Consider the following 18,621-nt stretch of genomic DNA (forward strand, 5'->3'; position numbering starts at 1 on the left):
TCCAGCTCACGCGCTTGGACACCAGGAGGGCTGCAGGCGCCCTCTCTTCCGCAATCATTGTTTATTGATTCAGCTTTTCCAACAACTGCGAGGTCAGGTCCATGTCGGGCTTGGCATAGACCACGGCTTCACTTGGCAGAATCAAATCCAGATCGTTTTCTTGCAGAAGCTCTTTGACGGCGGCGTCGACTTGCGGACGCGCACTTTCCAGAAACGATTGCTTGCGACTCGCCACAGTCGAATCCAGGCGCTGTTTCAGGAAGTTAAACTCTTTCACTTTTTCCTGAAATTCGGAGGCCAATTTGCTGCGCTCCGATTCGTTCATCATGGCACCGTCTTTTTCGATGCGCTCTTTTAGCTTACGAGCTTCATCCTGAACGCCCCTGACTTTTACTTCGTCGTCAGCAAAGTCCTTTTGCAGCTGTTCACTGAAGGCCTGGGCATCGGAGGAGGAAAACAATGCCTGGCGCAAATCCACAACCCCAATACGAGTTTCCGCCAGGGCAGGAACGGCCAGCAACAACGTCATCACACCGGCCAGTAAACGTAAGTTAAACATGTTCATCATCTCCTTGAGATCCTTATTGTTCTGGTTATAAAAACGATTGTAAGGGTTCACACACTGCGTTCAGCAACACCCATCAGAAACTCTGACCCAACGAGAACTGGAAGATCTGGGTTTCATCTCCAGGCTTGTCATTGAGGGGTTTAGCAAGACTGAATGCCAATGGGCCTACCGCAGTAATCCATTGAAAGCCAATACCCGCCGAAACCCTGACTTCATTGAAAGCCGGATCAAACCCTCGATCCGGGTCGAACACCTGGCCGGCATCAATAAAGAATGCGGTTCTCATTGACCGCGTATCGCCGGCAAAGGGCGTCGGGAAAATAAGCTCCAGACTGCCTTCCGTCAGCAAGTTACCGCCAAACGGATCCGGATCCGAGAAGTCGTTCGGGCTATTGGTTGCCTTTCGCCCCAATGAGTTGGCACGGAAACCGCGGACCGAGCCGTAACCGCCAGCAAAAAAGTGTTCAAAGAACGGCATGACCTGGCGATCATTGTAGCCATTGCCATAGCCAATATCACTACGAGCCCGGAAGACCCACGTCTGATTGGCATTCAACGGCTGGTAGAACTCAGTTCTCTGATTGACCTTGTAGTACGTCAAGTCACTACCAGGGACCGCAATGTCACCGGATAAACTCAGGCTATATCCATCGCTGGGTAACACACCACGGTTAAGGGTGCTGCGACGCCAGGAGGCGTTCAGGAAGTAATTATCAAACTCTTCGCCTTCGTCTTCGATAAAGTCACGGACTTCCTCGGACGTAAATGCCCCGGCTTTAATTTTTGACTTGGTGTAACCGACGCCGAAATTGAGCCGTGTCACGTTATCGATCGGATAGCCGAACGTCAGGCGCCCACCGTATTCATCCAGCAGGAACGACGAGATATCCTGTTCTTCAAAGTCGGTCTCACGGGCAAACAGACTGAAGCCCCGGCTGACCCCATCGACGGTGAAGTAAGGATTGGTATAGGCGAAATTCGCACTCTTGATGGAATCACTGAAGTTGGCGCCAATAGAGACGCGCTTGCCGGTGCCAAAGAAGTTATTCTCCGATATGTTGGCACCCAGAATGACACCGGATACCTGAGAGAAACCAACCGACGCCGACAGACTACCAGTAGGCTGTTCTTCCACCGAATAATTCACGTCCACCATATCGTCGGTGCCAGGCACCGGCACGGTTTCAACATCGACGGTTTCGAAAAAGCCCAGCCGCTCCAGTCGTGTCTTGGAGAACTCAATCCGATCGGTGGATGCGACCCCACCCTCCATCTGGGTCATTTCCTGACGCAGCACTTCATCCCGGGTGGATACGTTACCGTCAAAATTGACGCGACGAACATACGCCCGTTTTCCGGGTTCGATAAAGAATGTCACCGCAGCGGTATTATCGTCGCCGGTTTCAGGCACTGCATTTACATTGGCAAAGGTGTAACCCTCGCTGCCCAGGCGGCGCGACAGCAACTCAGACGTATTGGTCACCTGCTCCCTAGAAAAAATATCACCTTCCTTGATAAGAATGAGCTTGCGCAGCTCCTCCTCGTCAACGATCAGTTCCCCTCTCAACCGGATGTCCGAGACCGTGTATTGAGGGCCTTCGCTGATGGCCAGCGCGATAAAGACCGCTTTCTTGTCCGGGGAGATAGACACCTGGCTCGACTCTACGCTGAAATCCAGGTAACCGCGGTCAAGGTAAAACGAGCGCAGGGTTTCCAGATCGCCACTCAGGCGTTCACGGGCGTATTTGTCCGAACTGGTGAGCGAGCTCCACCAACCACTGGTTTCAAGCTCGAATAGATCCAGCAATTGTTCATCGCTAAAGGCGTCATTGCCGATAATATTAATGTGCTTGATCGAGGCCACATCGCCTTCATTAATTTTAAGGCGAATGGCGACCCGGTTTCGGGGTAACTCTTCGGCAGTGGCTTTGACTCGCGCATTGTAGCGACCCTGACCGACGTATGAGCGCAGGATTTCCAATTCCAGCCGCTCCAGTGTCGCACGACGAAAGACCTGTCCTTCCTGCAATCCGGCGCCTTTCAGCGCATCGGTGAGCATCTCCGTTTCAATCGCCTTGTTGCCCTCAATGTCTATTGAACTGATGGCGGGGCGCTCTTTGACCGTGAGGATGAGGACGCCATCATCCCGGCTGGCCTCCAGGTCCGTAAACAATCCGGTGCGAAACAGCGTTTTGATGGCGTCGGCCAGTTCCATCTCATTGATGGATTCGCCAATATCCACGGGGAAGGAAGAAAAGACACTGCCTGCGGAAACTCGCTGCAAGCCTTCCACTTCAATGTCGGAAATCACAAATTCGTCGGCATGCGCCGGCTGAAAGGCCCAGGCTGTCGCCAGGAGGCTAAAAGCCACGCCAGTTAGAGAACGTCTCATTCGGTTAGTTCGCCTGTTCACGCGCGTTAGGAGGTCGCAATTCTCACAACCGCATCAGGTCGTTGTAAAGAGCAAACACCATTAATGTAAGAATCATTGCCATACCAATTCGTAACCCAATCGCCTGAACCTGCTCTGAGAGCGGCTTTCGGCGTATTGCTTCAATGGTGTAGTAAACGATGTGACCACCATCCAAAACCGGTACGGGCAACAGGTTTAGCACTCCCAGACTAACGCTCAGGTAAGCCAGAAAGCGGATAAAATCTTCAAATCCCGAGCTGACGCTGGCTTCCGCGACTCGGGCAATCGTAATCGGACCACTGAGATTTGTAGGTGATAGCAGCCCTGTCAGCATTTTCTGAATGGCCACAAAGGTCAGCCGGGTGTCAGCCCAGGTTTCAGAGGCCGCATTGGGAATAGCTGCCAAAGGCCCGTAACTGACGTTCCTCAGCTTATCCTCCGGCCACCCAACCGGACTCACACCAGCGCCGACATAACCGGAAGGTTTGCCGTCGGCGCCCTCCCTTTCGGCCGGCGTCACTTCAATCGAGACCGTCACGTTATTACGAACGACGCTCAGCATCAATTCTGTTTCGGGCGAGGCCTGAATCCAGCGCACCAAATCAAACCAATCGGACACCGGCTCGCCATTAACAGCGGTGATACGGTCACCCACCTGAAGACCAGACGTCGCCGCTCTGCCACCGCTGATGATCTCACCCAACGTTGCAGGCACTGCGGGACGCCAAGGCGTAAGGCCCAGCAGTGCGACCGGATTGGGGCTTTCGTCGTCAAACTGCCAACCGTTCAAGTCGCCCGTCAAGGTGCGAGGCTGACCATTTTCAGAAACGGCCATCTGGATCGGACCGTGTTCACCCGCCCGCTCCAGCAGCCGCATGTTGATTTCACGCCAGGAGCTTACCGGGCGCCCATCGACCTCAATGATCTCCATGCCGCCTGACAAGCCCATCTCTGCCGCAATCGAATCCTGCTGCACTTCACCAACAAAGGGCGCCGGTGTGGTGTACCCCACCATGCCCAGCAGCCAATAAGCCGCAATCGCGAACAAAAAATTGGCGACAGGCCCGGCGGCCGCTATGGCAATTCGCTGGCTTGGAGGCTTTGACGTAAATGCCTCGGAACGCTGGTGCTCTGGAACCGGCCCTTCCCGCTCGTCGAGCATTTTGACGTAACCACCGAGCGGAATGGCGGCAATCGCAAATTCGGTTCCATGGCGGTCAAACCGGGAGAACAGCGGTTTGCCAAAACCGACTGAAAACCTTAAAACCCGAACGCCGCATCGCCGGGCCACCCAAAAATGACCAAATTCGTGGATCGTGACCAGAATGCCGAGCGTAACAATCAGTGCCAACACGGTTTGAATTATCTGCATATAGTTCTCAAACAATAGGCCTCAAGTAATACGATGGTGGCGCGATAGCCCCGTTTCTCAGACAAGCTGTCGTCGGATCTGTTCCTGTGCCTTTGCTCTTGCCAACTGGTCCTGCAAGAAAATTGTGTCAAAATCGTCGGCGGGCATCACTGGCATCGCCGCCAGCGTCCGCTCTATGACAACGGGAATGTCGGCGAAACACAACTGCTCTGCCAGAAATGCCGCCACGGCCTCTTCGTTCGCGGCGTTCAGCACCGCTGGGGCCGTCCCCCCCGCCTTGAAGGCTTCGGCAGCAAGCCGTAAGCAGGGGAACCTGGTCAGATCAGGGCGCTCAAAATGAAACTTCCCCAACGCAAACAGATCGAGCGGCGCAACACCGGCGTCAATACGTTCCGGCCAGGCCAGGCCATTGGCAATGGGCGTCCGCATATCGGGGCTCCCCAACTGTGCCAGTACGGACCCATCGAGGTACTCTACCATGGAGTGAATGATACTCTCAGGGTGGACATGCACTTCAATGTTGTCGGGCACGGTATTGAATAACCAGCACGCTTCAATCAGCTCCAGACCCTTGTTCATCAGGGTGGCTGAGTCTACCGATATTTTCTGCCCCATGGACCAGTTCGGGTGGGCACACGCCTGCGCGGGTGAAACCTCGCGTAACGCTTCGGCGCTGTGGGACCGGAACGGCCCACCCGAGGCCGTCAGCAGGATGCGCCGAACGCCGGCAGCCCCCATGTCTCGAGCCATGGATGGCGGCAAGCACTGGAAAATCGCATTGTGCTCGCTGTCGATAGGCAACAACTCCGCCCCGGACGCCTGAACGGCGTCCATGAACAACCGGCCGGACATCACCAGAGCCTCTTTGTTGGCCAGCAATACACGCTTACCGGCGCCGACAGCGGCCAGTGTCGGGGGCAATCCGGCGGCACCGACTATCGCCGCCATAACCGTATCGGCCTGCGCCGCGCTGGCGACTTCACACAACGCCTCTGGGCCGCCAAGCACCTGGGTATTGCAACGCGAGGACAGCGCTTCCGCCAGCTTCTCAGCCGCGCTCGGATCCGCCATGACCGCCACCCGAGGTTGAAACTCCAGGCATAAGCGAGCCATCTCATCGACATTGGCGTTCGCGGTCAGGGCGTACACCGAAAATCGGTCCGGGTGACGACGGATCACATCCAGAGTGTTGATCCCGATCGAGCCGGTCGCCCCAAGTATGGTGACATGACGCATCAGAGGCCGCTCGCCGCCAGCCAGCCGAGCAATGTTATCAGCAATGCAAACACCGGGATTGCCGCTGTCAGGCTATCGATGCGATCCATTATGCCGCCATGGCCCGGCAGTAGCTGACTGCTGTCCTTGATTCCACGAAACCGCTTCATCATGCTCTCCAATAGGTCGCCCAGCACCGACACGCTGCCAGTGATCAGGCTCGCCACCAGCAACAGCGCACCGTTGAGCATACTGGCGTCGGCAAGCAGACTGATCACCACGGAAAACACACCCACCGCCAGCAAACCACCCCAAACACCTGCCCAGGATTTTCCCGGGCTCACTCGGGGTGCCAGCTTGGCTTTGCCAAAGGCCCGTCCGGAAAAATAGGCGCCAATGTCCGCCACCCAAACGATACAGAACACATAGAGTATCAGCAGCAGGTTGTTCGATATCTCGCCAAAGACAAAGTCGCCATTTCGCAGGTGGTTAAGCCCAACCCAGGCGGGCACCAGAACCAGCAAGCCCATGACCGCCCGAATGGGCGTCGGTTGCCAGTACTGGCTAGCATCAGGATACTGCCGTACCAAAATAAAACACACTACCCACCAGGCCAGTGCCAGCCATAACACGCCGACGGCATTGACAATGATCAGACCATACAGAATGGCTGCCACCAGCGCCGCGTAGGCGATGCGACCGGCCTGCCCGGTCAGGCCGGCCAGGTTGCCCCACTCCCAGGCGCCAATGGTGATAATGATGCCGGTAAACAAGGCAAAGCCCAGAGGTGGCAGGAAGAAAATGCCACCCACGGCAATGGGCGCCATAATTAAAGCCGTAATGATGCGAGTTTTGAGCACAGTGCGGTTCGCTCTTTTGTCGTTATTTTAAGGCGCAGCGGTGGGCAATCTGGTCATCCGTTTGACCAAATCGCCGCTGCCGGCTGGCGTAAGCGTTCAATGCTTCACGCATTTGTTGCTCTCGGAAGTCTGGCCAGTACACCTCTGAGAAATAGAACTCCGTGTAGGCCAACTGCCACAGCATAAAGTTACTGATGCGCTGCTCGCCTGCGGTTCTTATCATCAGATCCGGCATCGGCAGGTTGCCGGTGGAGAGGTGTTCTTGAAGGGTAACATCGGTTATGTCGGATGGAACCAGGGTGCCCGCCTGCACTTTTTCGGCCACTTGTCGGGCCGCCTGAGTCATATCCCATTGCCCGCCATAGTTGGCGGCAATGACGAGCGTCATCAGGGTATTGTGCTCGGTTAAGGTCTCTGCACGCTCCATGTGGTCCTGCAGGGTGGGACTGAATGCAGTGCGGTCGCCAATAATTTTGAGGCGAATGTTATTGCGGTGCAGTTTTTTGACCTCGCGCTCCAGCGCAAACAGAAATAGCCGCATCAGCGCCGACACTTCTTCAGCCGGCCGCCGCCAATTTTCACTGGAAAAAGCAAACAGCGTGAGCACGTCGACCCCTTCCCGGGCGCAGGTCTCGACCACGGCCTTCACCGCATTCACACCGGCTTTGTGGCCAGCGACGCCCGCCAACCGCCGGGCTTTAGCCCAGCGGTTATTACCGTCCATGATAATGGCTACATGCCTGGGCCGATTGCCTGCTGAAACCGGAATGCCCGCCGCTACATTTTCCGTCATGCCTTCCCCTTCTCAGTAAGCCCGCACGCAGCGCCCACTGATCGAATACCGAAAGTGACCAGGAGGATCAAACCTCCATCAGATCCTCTTCCTTGGACTTAAGCATTTTGTCGATTTCAGCAATGTAGCGGTCCGTCAGCTTCTGAATCTCGTCTTCCGCACGACGCTCATCATCTTCAGTAATTTCTTTTTCTTTCAGCAATTCTTTGACAACGCTGTTGGCGTCACGGCGCGCATTACGAACGCTGACTTTGCCATGCTCGGCGTCGGCCCGGGCCTGCTTGACCATGTCCTTACGGGTTTCCTGAGTCAGCATTGGCATCGGGATACGGATAATATCGCCATTGTTGGACGGGTTCAGGCCCAGATCCGACATCATGATGGCTTTCTCGATCACCGGCATGAGCTGCTTTTCATAGGCTGATACGGCAAGGGTTCGGTTGTCCTCTACGTTGACACTGGCAACCTGCCGTAGCGGTGTATCCTGGCCGTAGTAATTCACCAGCACACTGTCGAGAATGGATGGGTGCGCACGGCCCGTGCGAATCTTGTTAAAGGCCGATGTCAAAGCCTCCAGGCTTTTTTTCATGCGTTTTTCGGCGTCAGATTTAATTTCGTCGATCACTGCAATATCCTCAATTCGTTAGTTCAGCATTCCCGGCGAGTGCTCACAGCACTTCACGCCCAAGCGTTGTTGCTTTTTTTCAGTCCGCGTGAATCAGCGTGCCTTCGTTTTCGCCAACGACAATACGGGTCAGCACGCCCGGCTTGTTCATATTAAAGACGCGAACTGGCATGCCCTGATCCCGGCACAGGCATATAGCCGTTAGGTCCATGACTCCCAGCTTCTTATCCAGCACTTCATCATAGGTTAAACGTTCGTACTTTACGGCAGTCGGATCTATGACCGGATCTGCAGAGTATACACCGTCTACTTTGGTTGCCTTCAGGACCACATCCGCCTCGATTTCGATACCGCGCAAACAGGCCGCTGAATCGGTGGTAAAGAAAGGGTTGCCCGTACCGGCACAGAAAATAACCACGTCACCGTCTTTCAGATCCCTGAGGGCCCGACGGCGATCATAATGCTCAACCACACCGCTCATGGGAATGGCTGACATGACGCGGGTACGAATATTTGAGCGCTCCAACGCATCACGCATGGCAAGACCATTCATGACCGTGGCCAGCATCCCCATATGGTCGCCGGTCACGCGGTCCATGCCAGCAGCGTTCAGAGCCGCACCACGGAACAGGTTGCCACCACCGATAACCAAACCCACTTGCACACCAATGCCGATCAGGGCGCCGATTTCCAGGGCCATACGGTCAAGTACTTTGGGGTCAATTCCGAAATCATGCTCCCCCATCAGGGCTTCGCCACTGAGTTTGAGCAATATTCGCTTGTATCTGGGCTGGGTACCTGACTGCTTAGGCATGATGATGTGTCCCCTTGTTCATGGTGTCCTTCCGGACAATGACTCAGTGGGCAGACCAACTGGTGAACGCAAATCCCCAGCTGACCGGGCCAGTATCTGACATACCTCTCACATTGCAAAAGGGGTATCTCAGATACAAGCCCGCCACGGGAACCGAAAGTATCCGGCTCACGTGGCAGACAATGTCGACTGGCACTCCTGCGCCTGGCGCAGGAGGTCAACCGATATGGGAAATCAGGACTTGCTGCCGCCAACCGCCGCAGCGACTTCAGCCGCAAAATCCACTTCTTCTCTTTCAATGCCTTCGCCAACTTCCAGACGCAGGAAGCCGGTCAGCTCGGCGCCCTGGCTCTTGATCAGGGCCCCCACTGTCTGCTCCTGATTCTTGACGAAAGGCTGGTCAACCAAGCTGTTTTCCTTCAGGAATTTGCTGATACGACCGGTCGTCATCTTCTCGACGATTTCCGCCGGCTTGCCCGCCATGTCTGGCTGAGCACGGATGATATCCTTTTCCTTCTCAACTTCCTCCGCCGGCATGTCTTCGCCTTTGCCAACGCGCGGATTGACCGCGGCAACGTGCATGGCGATGTCACGAGCAACATTGGTATCGCCTGCGGTCAATGCGACCACGGATGCAATCTTGTTGTTGCTGTGAACGTAGCCGTCAACTACGGCGCCTTTGATCGCGACGATCCGACGTACGGTGATGTTTTCACCGATCTTCTGAACCAGCGCTTCACGCTTGCTTTCCAATTCGCCTTCCATCAGCTTGGCGACATCGGTCTCGCCTTTGCTAAAGGCAACATCCAGCACTTCGCGGGCAAAGTTCATAAAGGTGTCGTCACGAGCCACAAAATCGGTCTCGGAGTTCACTTCCAGAATCATTGCGCTGGTGTTGTCATCAGCGACTTTGACCAAGGCAACGCCTTCAGCGGCAGTACGACCAGCTTTTTTGGCAGCCTTCAGGCCAGACGATTTGCGCATCTCTTCGATTGCCGCGTCTACATCGCCTTCGCTTTCGACGAGCGCTTTCTTGCACTCCATCATGCCGAGACCGGTACGGTCACGCAGTTCTTTGACCATTGCAGCGGTAATTGCAGCCATGTTCAATCCTCTCATATCAGGAATCTGGGAATCTGCACCGGCGTGTCAACAACCGGCGCAGCATCTATCAATGTTCGGCGCAGCATAGAGCCGCCGCGCCTTGCTGCTGGTTCCGCTTAAAGAAAGGGGGACCGGAGTTTACCCCTAAGCCCCCTCTTAAGTGCCGAAGCAGAATCAGCAACTAGCACCGCGTGACTTATTCGGCCGCTGGTGCTTGACCCTCGACGCCTTCGTTGACTTCAACGAATTCGTCTGCACCAGTGCCAGTCTGTGACGCCTCGATGCAGGTATCGGCAACCGCTTTGACATAGATCTGGATCGCGCGGATTGCGTCATCGTTACCTGGGATAACGTAATCAACACCGTCTGGATCACTGTTGGTGTCGACGATGCCGATCACCGGAATGCCCAGCTTGTTGGCTTCTTTGATCGCGATGCGTTCGTGATCAACGTCGATAACAAACAGTGCGTCCGGCAGACCGCCCATGTCCTTGATGCCGCCGATGCTGCGTTCAAGTTTGTCCATTTCACGGGTGCGCTCGAGCGCTTCTTTCTTGGTCAGCTTGTCAAACGTACCGTCACCGCTCTGGGTTTCCAGATCACGGTAGCGACGGATCGACTGACGAATTGTTTTGTAGTTGGTGAGCATGCCACCCAACCAGCGGTGATTAACGTACGGCTGACCTGAACGATCGGCTTCTTCTTTAATGATCTTTGCAGCCGCGCGCTTGGTACCCACAAACAGTACCTTGTTCTTGCTGTTGGCAAGCTTCTGAACAAAATCCAGCGCGTCATTAAATGCAGGCACTGTCTGTTCAAGGTTGATGATATGAATCTTGTTGCGGGCGCCGAAGATAAACTTCGACATTTTCGGGTTCCAGTAACGAGTCTGGTGACCGAAGTGAGCACCTGCCTTGAGCAGGTCACGCATATTTACCTGAGCCATGATATTTACCTTTTTAGCTTCGGGTTAGTCCTCCACACGTCCAATTAACCCAACCTGATAAAACAGGCACCCTGGGATAACGTGTCGACGCGTGTGCGAATTTGCCTGGTTGTGATATTTCGATCACGGTTTGGCGGGCGCGTTTATACCATATTTCCGCCCAGCGGCGCCAGATATTTTGACTTAAACCCCCTCAAAGCAATGAAAACCCGCATGTCTTGTACCGCAGGCCCCCGCCCCCTAAAATGAAGCCCTGATTCAAGTTAACGGGATTCCCAATGCAGGTATCAATCAAGACCCCGGAAGAAATCGAGAAAATGCGCGTCGCCGGCCGACTGGCGGCCGATGTGCTCGAGATGATCGGCGAACACGTAAAAGTCGGTGTGACGACGGAAGAGCTGGACCGGATTTGCCATGACTATATTGTGAATGTGCAAAAAGCAATTCCGGCCCCCCTGAACTACAAAGGGTTCCCGAAATCCATTTGCACCTCGGTTAACCACGTTATCTGTCACGGCATTCCATCCGATAAGAAAACCCTGAAAAGCGGCGACATTGTCAATATCGACGTCACGGTCATCAAGGATGAGTTCCACGGCGATACCAGCAAAATGTTTTTCGTCGGTGAGCCCAAGATTGCCGCCGAACGCCTGGTGCGCATCACGCAGGAATGCCTGTACAAAGGCATTGAACTGGTGAAACCCGGCGCACGGCTGGGAGACATCGGCCACGTGATCCAACAGCATGCGGAGAAGAGCCGCTACTCGGTGGTCCGCGAATACTGCGGCCACGGCATCGGCCGGGGTTTCCACGAAGAGCCGCAGGTCATGCATTACGGTCGCCCCGGCACGGGCCTTGAGCTACAAGAAGGCATGACGTTTACGATCGAACCGATGATCAACCAGGGCAAGAAAGACTGCAAGCTGCTGCCAGATGACTGGACCGTGGTCACTAAAGACCACAAATTGTCGGCCCAGTGGGAACACACGATCCTGGTGACCGCGGATGGCTACGATGTTCTCACAAAACGATCGGAAGAGTCGTTCTAAGTGGATCTGACGGCGCTGGAATCCCGCATCCGCCAAGACCCCTCGCCGGTGGTTCCCGCCAGGGAACTGCTGCGGTCCGCCTACGATACCGATGCGGAGGCCTTCCAACAGGGCACTGATGTGCGCTACCTGGTGCGTCATCGCGCCGATGTGATAGACCGCGTGCTACGGTTGATCTGGTCCCGTTACCCGTTTGCCGATTCAGCCGATATAGCACTGGTGGCCGTGGGCGGCTATGGGCGCGGCGAATTGCACCCGCATTCGGACATCGACCTGCTGATACTGACGCGTAATGGCGTGGAAGAAGCGTGGCAGGAAGATCTCAGCGCGTTCGTGACACTGCTGTGGGACCTGCGCCTTGATATCGGCCACAGCGTTCGCAGCATTAAAGAAAGCACCGACGCCGCCCGTGAAGACATCACCATCCTTACCAATCTGCTGGAAACCCGGACCATTGCCGGGCCCGATGAACTGCGGGCAACGCTGAGCACAATCGTCTACTCCGACGACGTCAGTACCGACCGCGACTATTTCATTGCAAAGCGGGAAGAGCAGAAAGAACGTCATGATAAATACGGCGACACGGAATACAACCTCGAACCCAACGTCAAAGGCTCCCCCGGGGCGCTGAGAGACATTCAGAACATTGGCTGGATCACCAAACGCCACTTTGGCCTTCAGAGCATCGAGGACCTGACCCGTTTCAGCATTCTGACCGAGGAGGAATACCAGATCCTCCTGGAAGGCGAGACCTTTCTCTGGAAATTGCGGTACGGCCTGCAACTGATTGCCGATCGCAATGAAAATCGCCTGCTGTTTGATCATCAACGCGCCCTTGCCAAGATGCTTGGCTACCGGGACGCGGGCAAACGCCTGGGTGTCGAACTGATGATGCAGGCGTACTATCGCACGGTACTGGCGTTGGCCGAACTCGCCGATGTGATCCTGCAGTATTACGATGAAGCGATTCTGGACACCGAAGGCCGGGAGGACATACAACCCCTAAACAAGCGCTTCCAGACCCGCAATCTGTACATCGAGGCGGTGAACAATCAGGTCTTTGCCTACGCCCCTTACGCCATCATGGAAATCTTCGTCCTGATGGCGCAACACCCGGATATAAAAGGTATTCGGGCCACTACCATCCGGTCATTGCGTGCGCATCGGCATCTGGTGGACGACGCCTTCCGTTCCGACCTGGCGGTGACGTCTCTGTTCATGGAGCTGCTCAAGACCCCGCACGCGCTCGATCAGACGTTGTCCCACATGAAAAAATACAACGTCCTGGGCCGGTACCTACCGGAATTTGGTGAGATCATCGGCCAAATGCAGTACGACCTCTTTCATATCTACACGGTTGATGCGCACACACTGCGGGTGATTCGCAACATGGTTCGCCTTGGGAGTGCCGAGGCTCGAAAGGATTACCCGCTGGCGTCCCGACTGATTCACCGCCTGCCCAAGCTGGAAGTACTCTACATCGCCGGCCTTTATCACGACGTCGCAAAGGGCCGGGGCGGCGACCATTCCGAACTGGGCGCCGTCGACGCCGAAGCCTTTTGCAAACGCCACCATTTGAGTTCGCGCGACACACAACTGATCTCCTGGCTGGTGGAAAACCACCTGCTTATGTCGATGACCGCCCAGCGCAAAGACATCTCAGACCCCGACATTATTCACGGCTTTGCCCGCTCAGTGCCAAGTCAGGTGCACCTGGATTACCTGTACGTGATGACGGTCTGCGACATCAGTGCAACCAATCCCAAGCTCTGGAATACCTGGCGTGCCTCGCTGTTGAGGCAGTTGTACATTGAGGCCAAACGAGCCCTTCGACGCGGCACTGACAATCCGGTGGATCGCATGGAGTGGGTTCGCGCCACCCAGTCCGAGGCCAGAGAAATCCTGCACGCCCAGAATATGACCGACGAGCAGATAGACGGCCTGTGGAATACGCTGGACGAAGATTACTTCCTGCAAGACTCCACGGTCGATATTGCCTGGCAGACGGCCGCGATTATCCGGCACGGGGATGATCCGGACCCTTTGGTGATGATTCGCGACACCAAAGGTGGCCCGACGGACGGCTATTCACAGATCATCATCTACGTAAAAGACCGGGTAGCACTCTTTGCAGCGACCACGGCGGTACTGGAACAACTCAACCTGAACATTGTCGACGCCCGCATCAGCACCACCGAAGGCCCCTATTCAATCAGTGCCTACGTGGTATTGGATGAGAAAGGCCAACCGCTGGGCAACGACCCCGCCCGCAAGGACCGGGTCTGTGAGCGCCTGATTGAAGAGCTCGATAACCCGGACGATTACCCGGACATCATCCACCGGCGCACACCTCGACAGCTCAAGCACTTCGCCTTCCCTACCGAAGTGACGTTTTCAAACGACACCGTCAATCAGCGCACGGTGATGGAGGTCATCACTCCGGACCGGCCAGGGTTGCTGGCTCGGGTCGGTCAGGTGTTACTGGAAAACCGGGTACGGCTGACCAACGCCAAAATCGCCACCCTGGGGGAACGGGTGGAAGACGTGTTTTTTGTGACCGACGAACAGGGCCACGCCATCAGTGATCCGGCGGTGTGCCAATCACTCCAGGACGACCTCTGCACTTTGCTGGATGACACTCAATGAACCCGAATTTGTCCCGATTGCACCCCTACCCCTTTGAAAAGCTGACGAAACTGAAAGCCAATGTGGTACCTCCGGCACATTTGAGCCCCATTGCACTGGGCATTGGCGAACCCAAACACCCATCACCCGAATTCGTCAAACGAGTAATCGCCGACAACCTGGACCGGCTGGCCAACTACCCTACCACCAAGGGCATGGATGAACTGAGAGCAGCGATTGCTGTCTGGGCGACGCGGCGTTTTCAGCTAGCGCCCCACAGCCTGACGACGGAAGCCCACATCGTGCCCGTCAATGGCACCCGGGAAGGCATCTTCTCGCTGGTGCAAGCCGTCATCGATGCGAGCAAGCCGGCGATCGTGGTCAGCCCCAACCCTTTCTACCAGATTTACGAAGGCGCAGCGCTACTTGCGGGGGCTACACCCCATTATCTGGCCTGTGATGGCGACAACGGGTTTATTCCGAATTTTGACGACGTACCGGCGGCGGTCTGGGAAGACTGCCAGATACTGTTCCTGTGCTCGCCGGGCAATCCCAGTGGGGCCGTGATTCCGCGCGCCACGCTGCTCCGCGTGATCGAGCTGGCCGACCAGTACGACTTCGTCGTTGCCTCTGATGAATGTTACTCCGAACTCTATCCGGATGAAGCCAACCCACCCGAAGGGTTGCTGCAAGCCTGTGCCGCAATCGGCCGTGACGACTACGCCCGCTGCATTGTGTTTCACAGCCTGTCCAAACGCAGCAACCTGCCAGGGCTGCGGTCCGGCTTCGTGGCGGGTGATGCCGGGATTCTCAAGGAGTATCTGCGTTTTCGCACTTACCATGGCTCAGCGATGCCGGTTCAGCATCAACTGGCAAGCATTGCCGCCTGGCAGGACGAGGATCATGTCCGTGAAAATCGTGCGGCGTACCGAGAAAAATTTAATGCGGTGGTGCCTATTTTGCGTGCCGTGATGACGGTGGACTTCCCCGATGCCGGCTTTTACCTCTGGGCTCACACCGGCGCGATGGACGATGAGACCTTTGCCCGGGAGCTGTCGGCGCAAAAGAATGTGCATGTCCTGCCGGGGCGCTACCTGTCCCGCACCGTTGATGGCTACAATCCTGGCGAAAACCGCATCCGCATGGCGCTTGTGGCGCCCCGGGACGAATGCATTGAAGCCGCCCACCGAATTGTTGAGTTTGTAAAGCAATGAAGATCTACGGCATCAAAAACTGCGACACCGTGAAAAAAGCCCGAAAATGGCTGGATGAACACGGTATCGACCACCATTTTCATGACGTTAAAAAAGACGGCCTGAGCCCGGAGCAACTGGGCCAGTGGGAGCAAAAGGTTGGTTGGGAAAGGCTGCTGAACCGCAGCGGTACAACGTGGCGCAAACTGCCGGCTGAGGTTCGTGATAACATCTCCGCACAATCGGCACACGACCTCATGCTGGATAACCCGTCCATCATAAAGCGCCCGGTGGTCGAACGCGGCGCAACCATAAGCGTCGGTTTCAACGCCGAAGAATGGGCCGCTGATTTTTTAGCTTAATGCCCACTCTGGGCCCAAACACTGTTTACCCTTTAGACACAGATCAGGAGCATTGGTAATCATGAGCTTTGCATTCGGAATTGGTATCGGATCCCAAAATAAACAGGGCGAGTGGCTGGAAGTCTACTACCAGCAGCCGGTGCTTTTGCCTGAGGCAACGTTGCTGGAGGTCGTCACCAACACGCTCAAGTACAGTGGTGGCAACGAGGCCATGGACGTCACGGAAGACCAGCTAAAAGCACTGGCCGATGGCTTTGAGCAGGCTGGCTACATCGGTCAGGCCACCCTGGCGACCAAGGCCGCAAGCAGCCAACGTCCAGTTGTCGTGACCCTGCTGGAAACAGACGACACCGCGTCCAGCACGCCCGAGGTCTATCTCAAACTGCACCTGATCTCGCACCGTCTGGCCAAACCTCACGGTCTCAAGCTCGACGGCATCTTCGGCCAACTGCCCAACCTGGCCTGGACCAACGAAGGCGCCATTGACTTGAACGAGCTGGACGATCGCCAACTTCAGGCTCGCCTGGACGGCCGGATCCTTGAGGTCAAATCGGTCGACAAATTCCCTCAGATGACCGATTACGTGGTCCCCAAGGGTGTGCGCATAGCAGACACCGCTCGCGTAAGGCTCGGCGCCTATGTGGGCGAAGGCACCACCGTTATGCACGAAGGCTTTATTAACTTCAATGCCGGTACCGAAGGCACCAGCATGATCGAGGGCCGCATCTCTGCAGGCGTCATGGTCGGCCAGGGCTCTGACCTGGGGGGCGGCTGCTCCACCATGGGCACGCTCTCGGGCGGTGGCAACATCATCATTTCGGTCGGCGAAAACTGCCTGATCGGCGCCAATTCCGGTATCGGCATTCCCTTGGGCGACCGCAGCACGGTCGAGGCTGGCCTGTATATTACCTCCGGCACCAAGATTGCTCTGCTGGATGAGAGCAATGCCCTGGTGGAGGTCGTGAAGGCTCGCGATCTGGCCGGCAAATCCGATTTGCTGTTCCGCCGCAACTCTCAGACCGGCGCAGTTGAGTGCAAAACCAACAAAACAGCCATCGAGCTGAATTCGGAACTGCACGCCAACAACTGATCCGTTGCAGTGGAAACCAGTGATGCCCACAGCACGCATCGCGAGGTTTTTCACTCAGCAGGCATGATGACCGGGCGACGGCACCACGGAGCCGATGACCGGTCACGCCCTGCGGCCTGTGATTCGCTTTTTATTGTAAACAGGGACATCAACACCCTTTTGTCAGGACATTGCCATGCCTTTAAGCCCTACATTAGATCTCGCCATTGACCTGATCCGTCGCCCGTCCGTAACGCCGGACGACGCCGATTGCCAGACACTGATGATGTCGAGACTGGCGCCGCTTGGCTTCACAGAGGAATCCATGCGGTTTGGCGATGTCGACAATCTTTGGGCCCGCAAAGGCACCAAAGGACCATTGCTGGCTTTTGCCGGCCATACCGATGTGGTGCCCACCGGCCCGGAAAAAAACTGGTCTCACCCGCCGTTCGACGCGGTTGTAAAAGACGGCTACCTGCTGGGTCGTGGGGCGGCGGATATGAAAGGCAGTCTGGCGGCCTTTGTCACCGCCTGCGAACGCTTCGTGGCCAACTACCCGAATCACAAAGGCTCGATCGCCCTGCTGATCACCAGCGACGAGGAAGGCCCGGCGCACAGCGGCACTGTCAAGGTTATAGAAACGCTGGAAGCTCGGCAGGAAAAAATGGACTGGTGCCTGATCGGAGAGCCCTCAAGCACCACGTCAGTAGGGGATGTCATCAAGAATGGCCGCAGGGGCTCCCTGCATGGCTATTTGAATGTCCAGGGGGTGCAGGGGCACGTAGCCTATCCGCACCTGGCTGAGAACCCGGTCCACACCGCATCGCCAGTGTTGACGGCGCTGGCCAACGAACATTGGGACGATGGCAACGAGTTTTTCCCGGCCACCACCTTCCAGATCACCAAATTGGAAGCGGGCACCGGCAGCAACGTCATTCCCGGCGAAATGCTGGTGCACTTCAATTTCCGTTATTGCACCGAGAATACCGCCGACAGTTTGAAAGCCCGGGTACTGGACATCCTCGACACGCACAACCTCAAATATGATATCGATTGGCACCTGAGCGGCGAGCCGTTCCTGACTGCCCGAGGCGCCCTGGTCGACGCTGCCCAAACCGCCATTCGAAGGGTCACCGGCCTGGAGACAAAGCTATCGACCTCCGGGGGCACCTCCGATGGCCGCTTCATCGCGCCCACCGGCGCCCAAGTCGTCGAACTCGGCCCCATCAACGCCACCATCCACAAAATCGACGAACGGGTAAAAGCCAACGACCTGGACACCCTGTCCCAGATCTACGAGCAAATGCTCATCGAATTACTCACAAAATAACCGGCCATAAGGCCGGTTTTCACGACTGAATCCGCGCCTGCGAAACACCTGTTGTGAGAGCGTTAAAAGGCGGACTGAATAAATTCCACGCAAAAAAAAGCCGGTCACGAATGACCGGCTTTTTAATATGGTAGCGGGGGCAGGATTCGAACCTACGACCTTCGGGTTATGAGCCCGACGAGCTACCAGACTGCTCCACCCCGCAACAAACTTTTTCTCGCCCATTCCATCGAGCTGACCTACCAGGTCGGGCTCATAATCCGAAGGTCGGCGACTCCCTTCG

At 56.0% G+C, this 18,621-nt stretch carries 16 protein-coding genes and 1 tRNA gene; 6 read left to right on the forward strand and 11 right to left on the reverse strand.

Annotated elements, in window-relative coordinates:
• Window positions 1-61: 61 nt before the first annotated feature.
• From GRX64_RS18445 to rpsB, 10 genes are all read right to left on the reverse strand, one after another.
• A complete protein-coding gene (locus GRX64_RS18445) occupies window positions 62-559 on the reverse strand; it encodes an OmpH/Skp family outer membrane protein (protein ID WP_166269478.1) in 498 nt (165 codons plus the stop codon).
• Between the two features lie 82 nt (window positions 560-641).
• A complete protein-coding gene (gene bamA / locus GRX64_RS18450) occupies window positions 642-2,960 on the reverse strand; it encodes an outer membrane protein assembly factor BamA (protein ID WP_166269480.1) in 2,319 nt (772 codons plus the stop codon).
• Window positions 2,961-3,003: 43 nt separating this feature from the next.
• Window positions 3,004-4,353 carry an RIP metalloprotease RseP gene (gene rseP / locus GRX64_RS18455; RefSeq protein ID WP_166269482.1) on the reverse strand — a complete coding sequence of 450 codons (1,350 nt, stop codon included), beginning with the start codon at window positions 4,351-4,353 and terminating at the stop codon, window positions 3,004-3,006.
• Window positions 4,354-4,410: 57 nt separating this feature from the next.
• Window positions 4,411-5,589: a 1-deoxy-D-xylulose-5-phosphate reductoisomerase gene (gene ispC, locus GRX64_RS18460; protein ID WP_166269484.1), complete on the reverse strand. Its 1,179-nt coding sequence runs from the start codon at window positions 5,587-5,589 to the stop codon at window positions 4,411-4,413.
• Window positions 5,589-6,428 carry a phosphatidate cytidylyltransferase gene (locus GRX64_RS18465; protein WP_166269486.1) on the reverse strand — a complete coding sequence of 280 codons (840 nt, stop codon included), beginning with the start codon at window positions 6,426-6,428 and terminating at the stop codon, window positions 5,589-5,591. The genes ispC and GRX64_RS18465 overlap by 1 nt, the downstream gene beginning before the upstream one ends.
• Before the next feature lie 22 nt (window positions 6,429-6,450).
• Entirely contained in the window at window positions 6,451-7,221 is a 771-nt protein-coding gene (gene uppS, locus GRX64_RS18470) for a polyprenyl diphosphate synthase (RefSeq protein ID WP_166269488.1), read from the reverse strand.
• A 67-nt stretch (window positions 7,222-7,288) separates the two neighbouring features.
• Window positions 7,289-7,846, reverse strand: a complete 558-nt coding sequence (frr, locus tag GRX64_RS18475; protein ID WP_166269490.1) for a ribosome recycling factor — start codon at window positions 7,844-7,846, stop codon at window positions 7,289-7,291.
• Window positions 7,847-7,925: 79 nt separating this feature from the next.
• The gene (gene pyrH, locus GRX64_RS18480; protein WP_166269492.1) at window positions 7,926-8,660 is read right to left on the reverse strand and encodes a UMP kinase; all 735 of its coding nucleotides are present in this window, start codon (window positions 8,658-8,660) and stop codon (window positions 7,926-7,928) included.
• A gap of 234 nt (window positions 8,661-8,894) precedes the next feature.
• Complete coding sequence (tsf, locus tag GRX64_RS18485; RefSeq protein ID WP_166269494.1) at window positions 8,895-9,764, reverse strand: translation elongation factor Ts; 870 nt, start codon at window positions 9,762-9,764, stop codon at window positions 8,895-8,897.
• Window positions 9,765-9,960: 196 nt separating this feature from the next.
• On the reverse strand, window positions 9,961-10,710 hold the full coding sequence (rpsB, locus tag GRX64_RS18490) for a 30S ribosomal protein S2 (RefSeq protein ID WP_166269496.1): 750 nt from the start codon (window positions 10,708-10,710) through the stop codon (window positions 9,961-9,963).
• Between the two features lie 278 nt (window positions 10,711-10,988).
• On the opposite strand from rpsB, the gene map reads away from it, so the two are divergent.
• The 6 genes from map to dapE all read left to right on the forward strand — a co-directional run bounded on the left by map (window position 10,989) and on the right by dapE (window position 18,338).
• Window positions 10,989-11,759, forward strand: coding sequence for a type I methionyl aminopeptidase (gene map, locus GRX64_RS18495; RefSeq protein ID WP_166269498.1), 771 nt, complete (start codon window positions 10,989-10,991; stop codon window positions 11,757-11,759).
• Entirely contained in the window at window positions 11,760-14,405 is a 2,646-nt protein-coding gene (locus tag GRX64_RS18500; protein ID WP_166269500.1) for a [protein-PII] uridylyltransferase, read from the forward strand. It abuts the gene before it with no gap.
• Entirely contained in the window at window positions 14,402-15,598 is a 1,197-nt protein-coding gene (dapC, locus tag GRX64_RS18505) for a succinyldiaminopimelate transaminase (RefSeq protein WP_166269502.1), read from the forward strand. The genes GRX64_RS18500 and dapC overlap by 4 nt, the downstream gene beginning before the upstream one ends.
• Window positions 15,595-15,939, forward strand: a complete 345-nt coding sequence (locus tag GRX64_RS18510; RefSeq protein WP_166269504.1) for an ArsC family reductase — start codon at window positions 15,595-15,597, stop codon at window positions 15,937-15,939. Before dapC ends, GRX64_RS18510 begins: the two co-directional genes overlap by 4 nt.
• Window positions 15,940-16,000: 61 nt before the next feature.
• On the forward strand, window positions 16,001-17,029 hold the full coding sequence (gene dapD, locus GRX64_RS18515) for a 2,3,4,5-tetrahydropyridine-2,6-dicarboxylate N-succinyltransferase (protein ID WP_166269506.1): 1,029 nt from the start codon (window positions 16,001-16,003) through the stop codon (window positions 17,027-17,029).
• Window positions 17,030-17,204: 175 nt separating this feature from the next.
• Entirely contained in the window at window positions 17,205-18,338 is a 1,134-nt protein-coding gene (gene dapE / locus GRX64_RS18520; protein WP_166269508.1) for a succinyl-diaminopimelate desuccinylase, read from the forward strand.
• A 128-nt stretch (window positions 18,339-18,466) separates the two neighbouring features.
• On the opposite strand, the gene GRX64_RS18525 is transcribed toward dapE, so the two are convergent.
• Window positions 18,467-18,543: transfer RNA gene (locus GRX64_RS18525), tRNA-Met, on the reverse strand.
• Window positions 18,544-18,621 lie beyond the last annotated feature (78 nt).

Origin of the sequence: Marinobacter caseinilyticus, from assembly GCF_011074955.1 — a bacterium.
Classification (GTDB): Bacteria; Pseudomonadota; Gammaproteobacteria; order Pseudomonadales; family Oleiphilaceae; genus Marinobacter; species Marinobacter caseinilyticus.

Coding starts and splice junctions, on each gene's coding strand:
- rseP (WP_166269482.1), bottom strand. CDS start 4,353: ATGCAGATAATTCAAACCGTGTTGGCACTGATTGTTACGCTCGGCATT.
- GRX64_RS18445 (WP_166269478.1), bottom strand. CDS start 559: ATGTTTAACTTACGTTTACTGGCCGGTGTGATGACGTTGTTGCTGGCC.
- rpsB (WP_166269496.1), bottom strand. CDS start 10,710: ATGGCTCAGGTAAATATGCGTGACCTGCTCAAGGCAGGTGCTCACTTC.
- dapD (WP_166269506.1), top strand. CDS start 16,001: ATGAGCTTTGCATTCGGAATTGGTATCGGATCCCAAAATAAACAGGGC.
- dapC (WP_166269502.1), top strand. CDS start 14,402: ATGAACCCGAATTTGTCCCGATTGCACCCCTACCCCTTTGAAAAGCTG.
- uppS (WP_166269488.1), bottom strand. CDS start 7,221: ATGACGGAAAATGTAGCGGCGGGCATTCCGGTTTCAGCAGGCAATCGG.
- ispC (WP_166269484.1), bottom strand. CDS start 5,589: ATGCGTCATGTCACCATACTTGGGGCGACCGGCTCGATCGGGATCAAC.
- pyrH (WP_166269492.1), bottom strand. CDS start 8,660: ATGCCTAAGCAGTCAGGTACCCAGCCCAGATACAAGCGAATATTGCTC.
- bamA (WP_166269480.1), bottom strand. CDS start 2,960: ATGAGACGTTCTCTAACTGGCGTGGCTTTTAGCCTCCTGGCGACAGCC.
- map (WP_166269498.1), top strand. CDS start 10,989: ATGCAGGTATCAATCAAGACCCCGGAAGAAATCGAGAAAATGCGCGTC.
- GRX64_RS18510 (WP_166269504.1), top strand. CDS start 15,595: ATGAAGATCTACGGCATCAAAAACTGCGACACCGTGAAAAAAGCCCGA.
- tsf (WP_166269494.1), bottom strand. CDS start 9,764: ATGGCTGCAATTACCGCTGCAATGGTCAAAGAACTGCGTGACCGTACC.
- dapE (WP_166269508.1), top strand. CDS start 17,205: ATGCCTTTAAGCCCTACATTAGATCTCGCCATTGACCTGATCCGTCGC.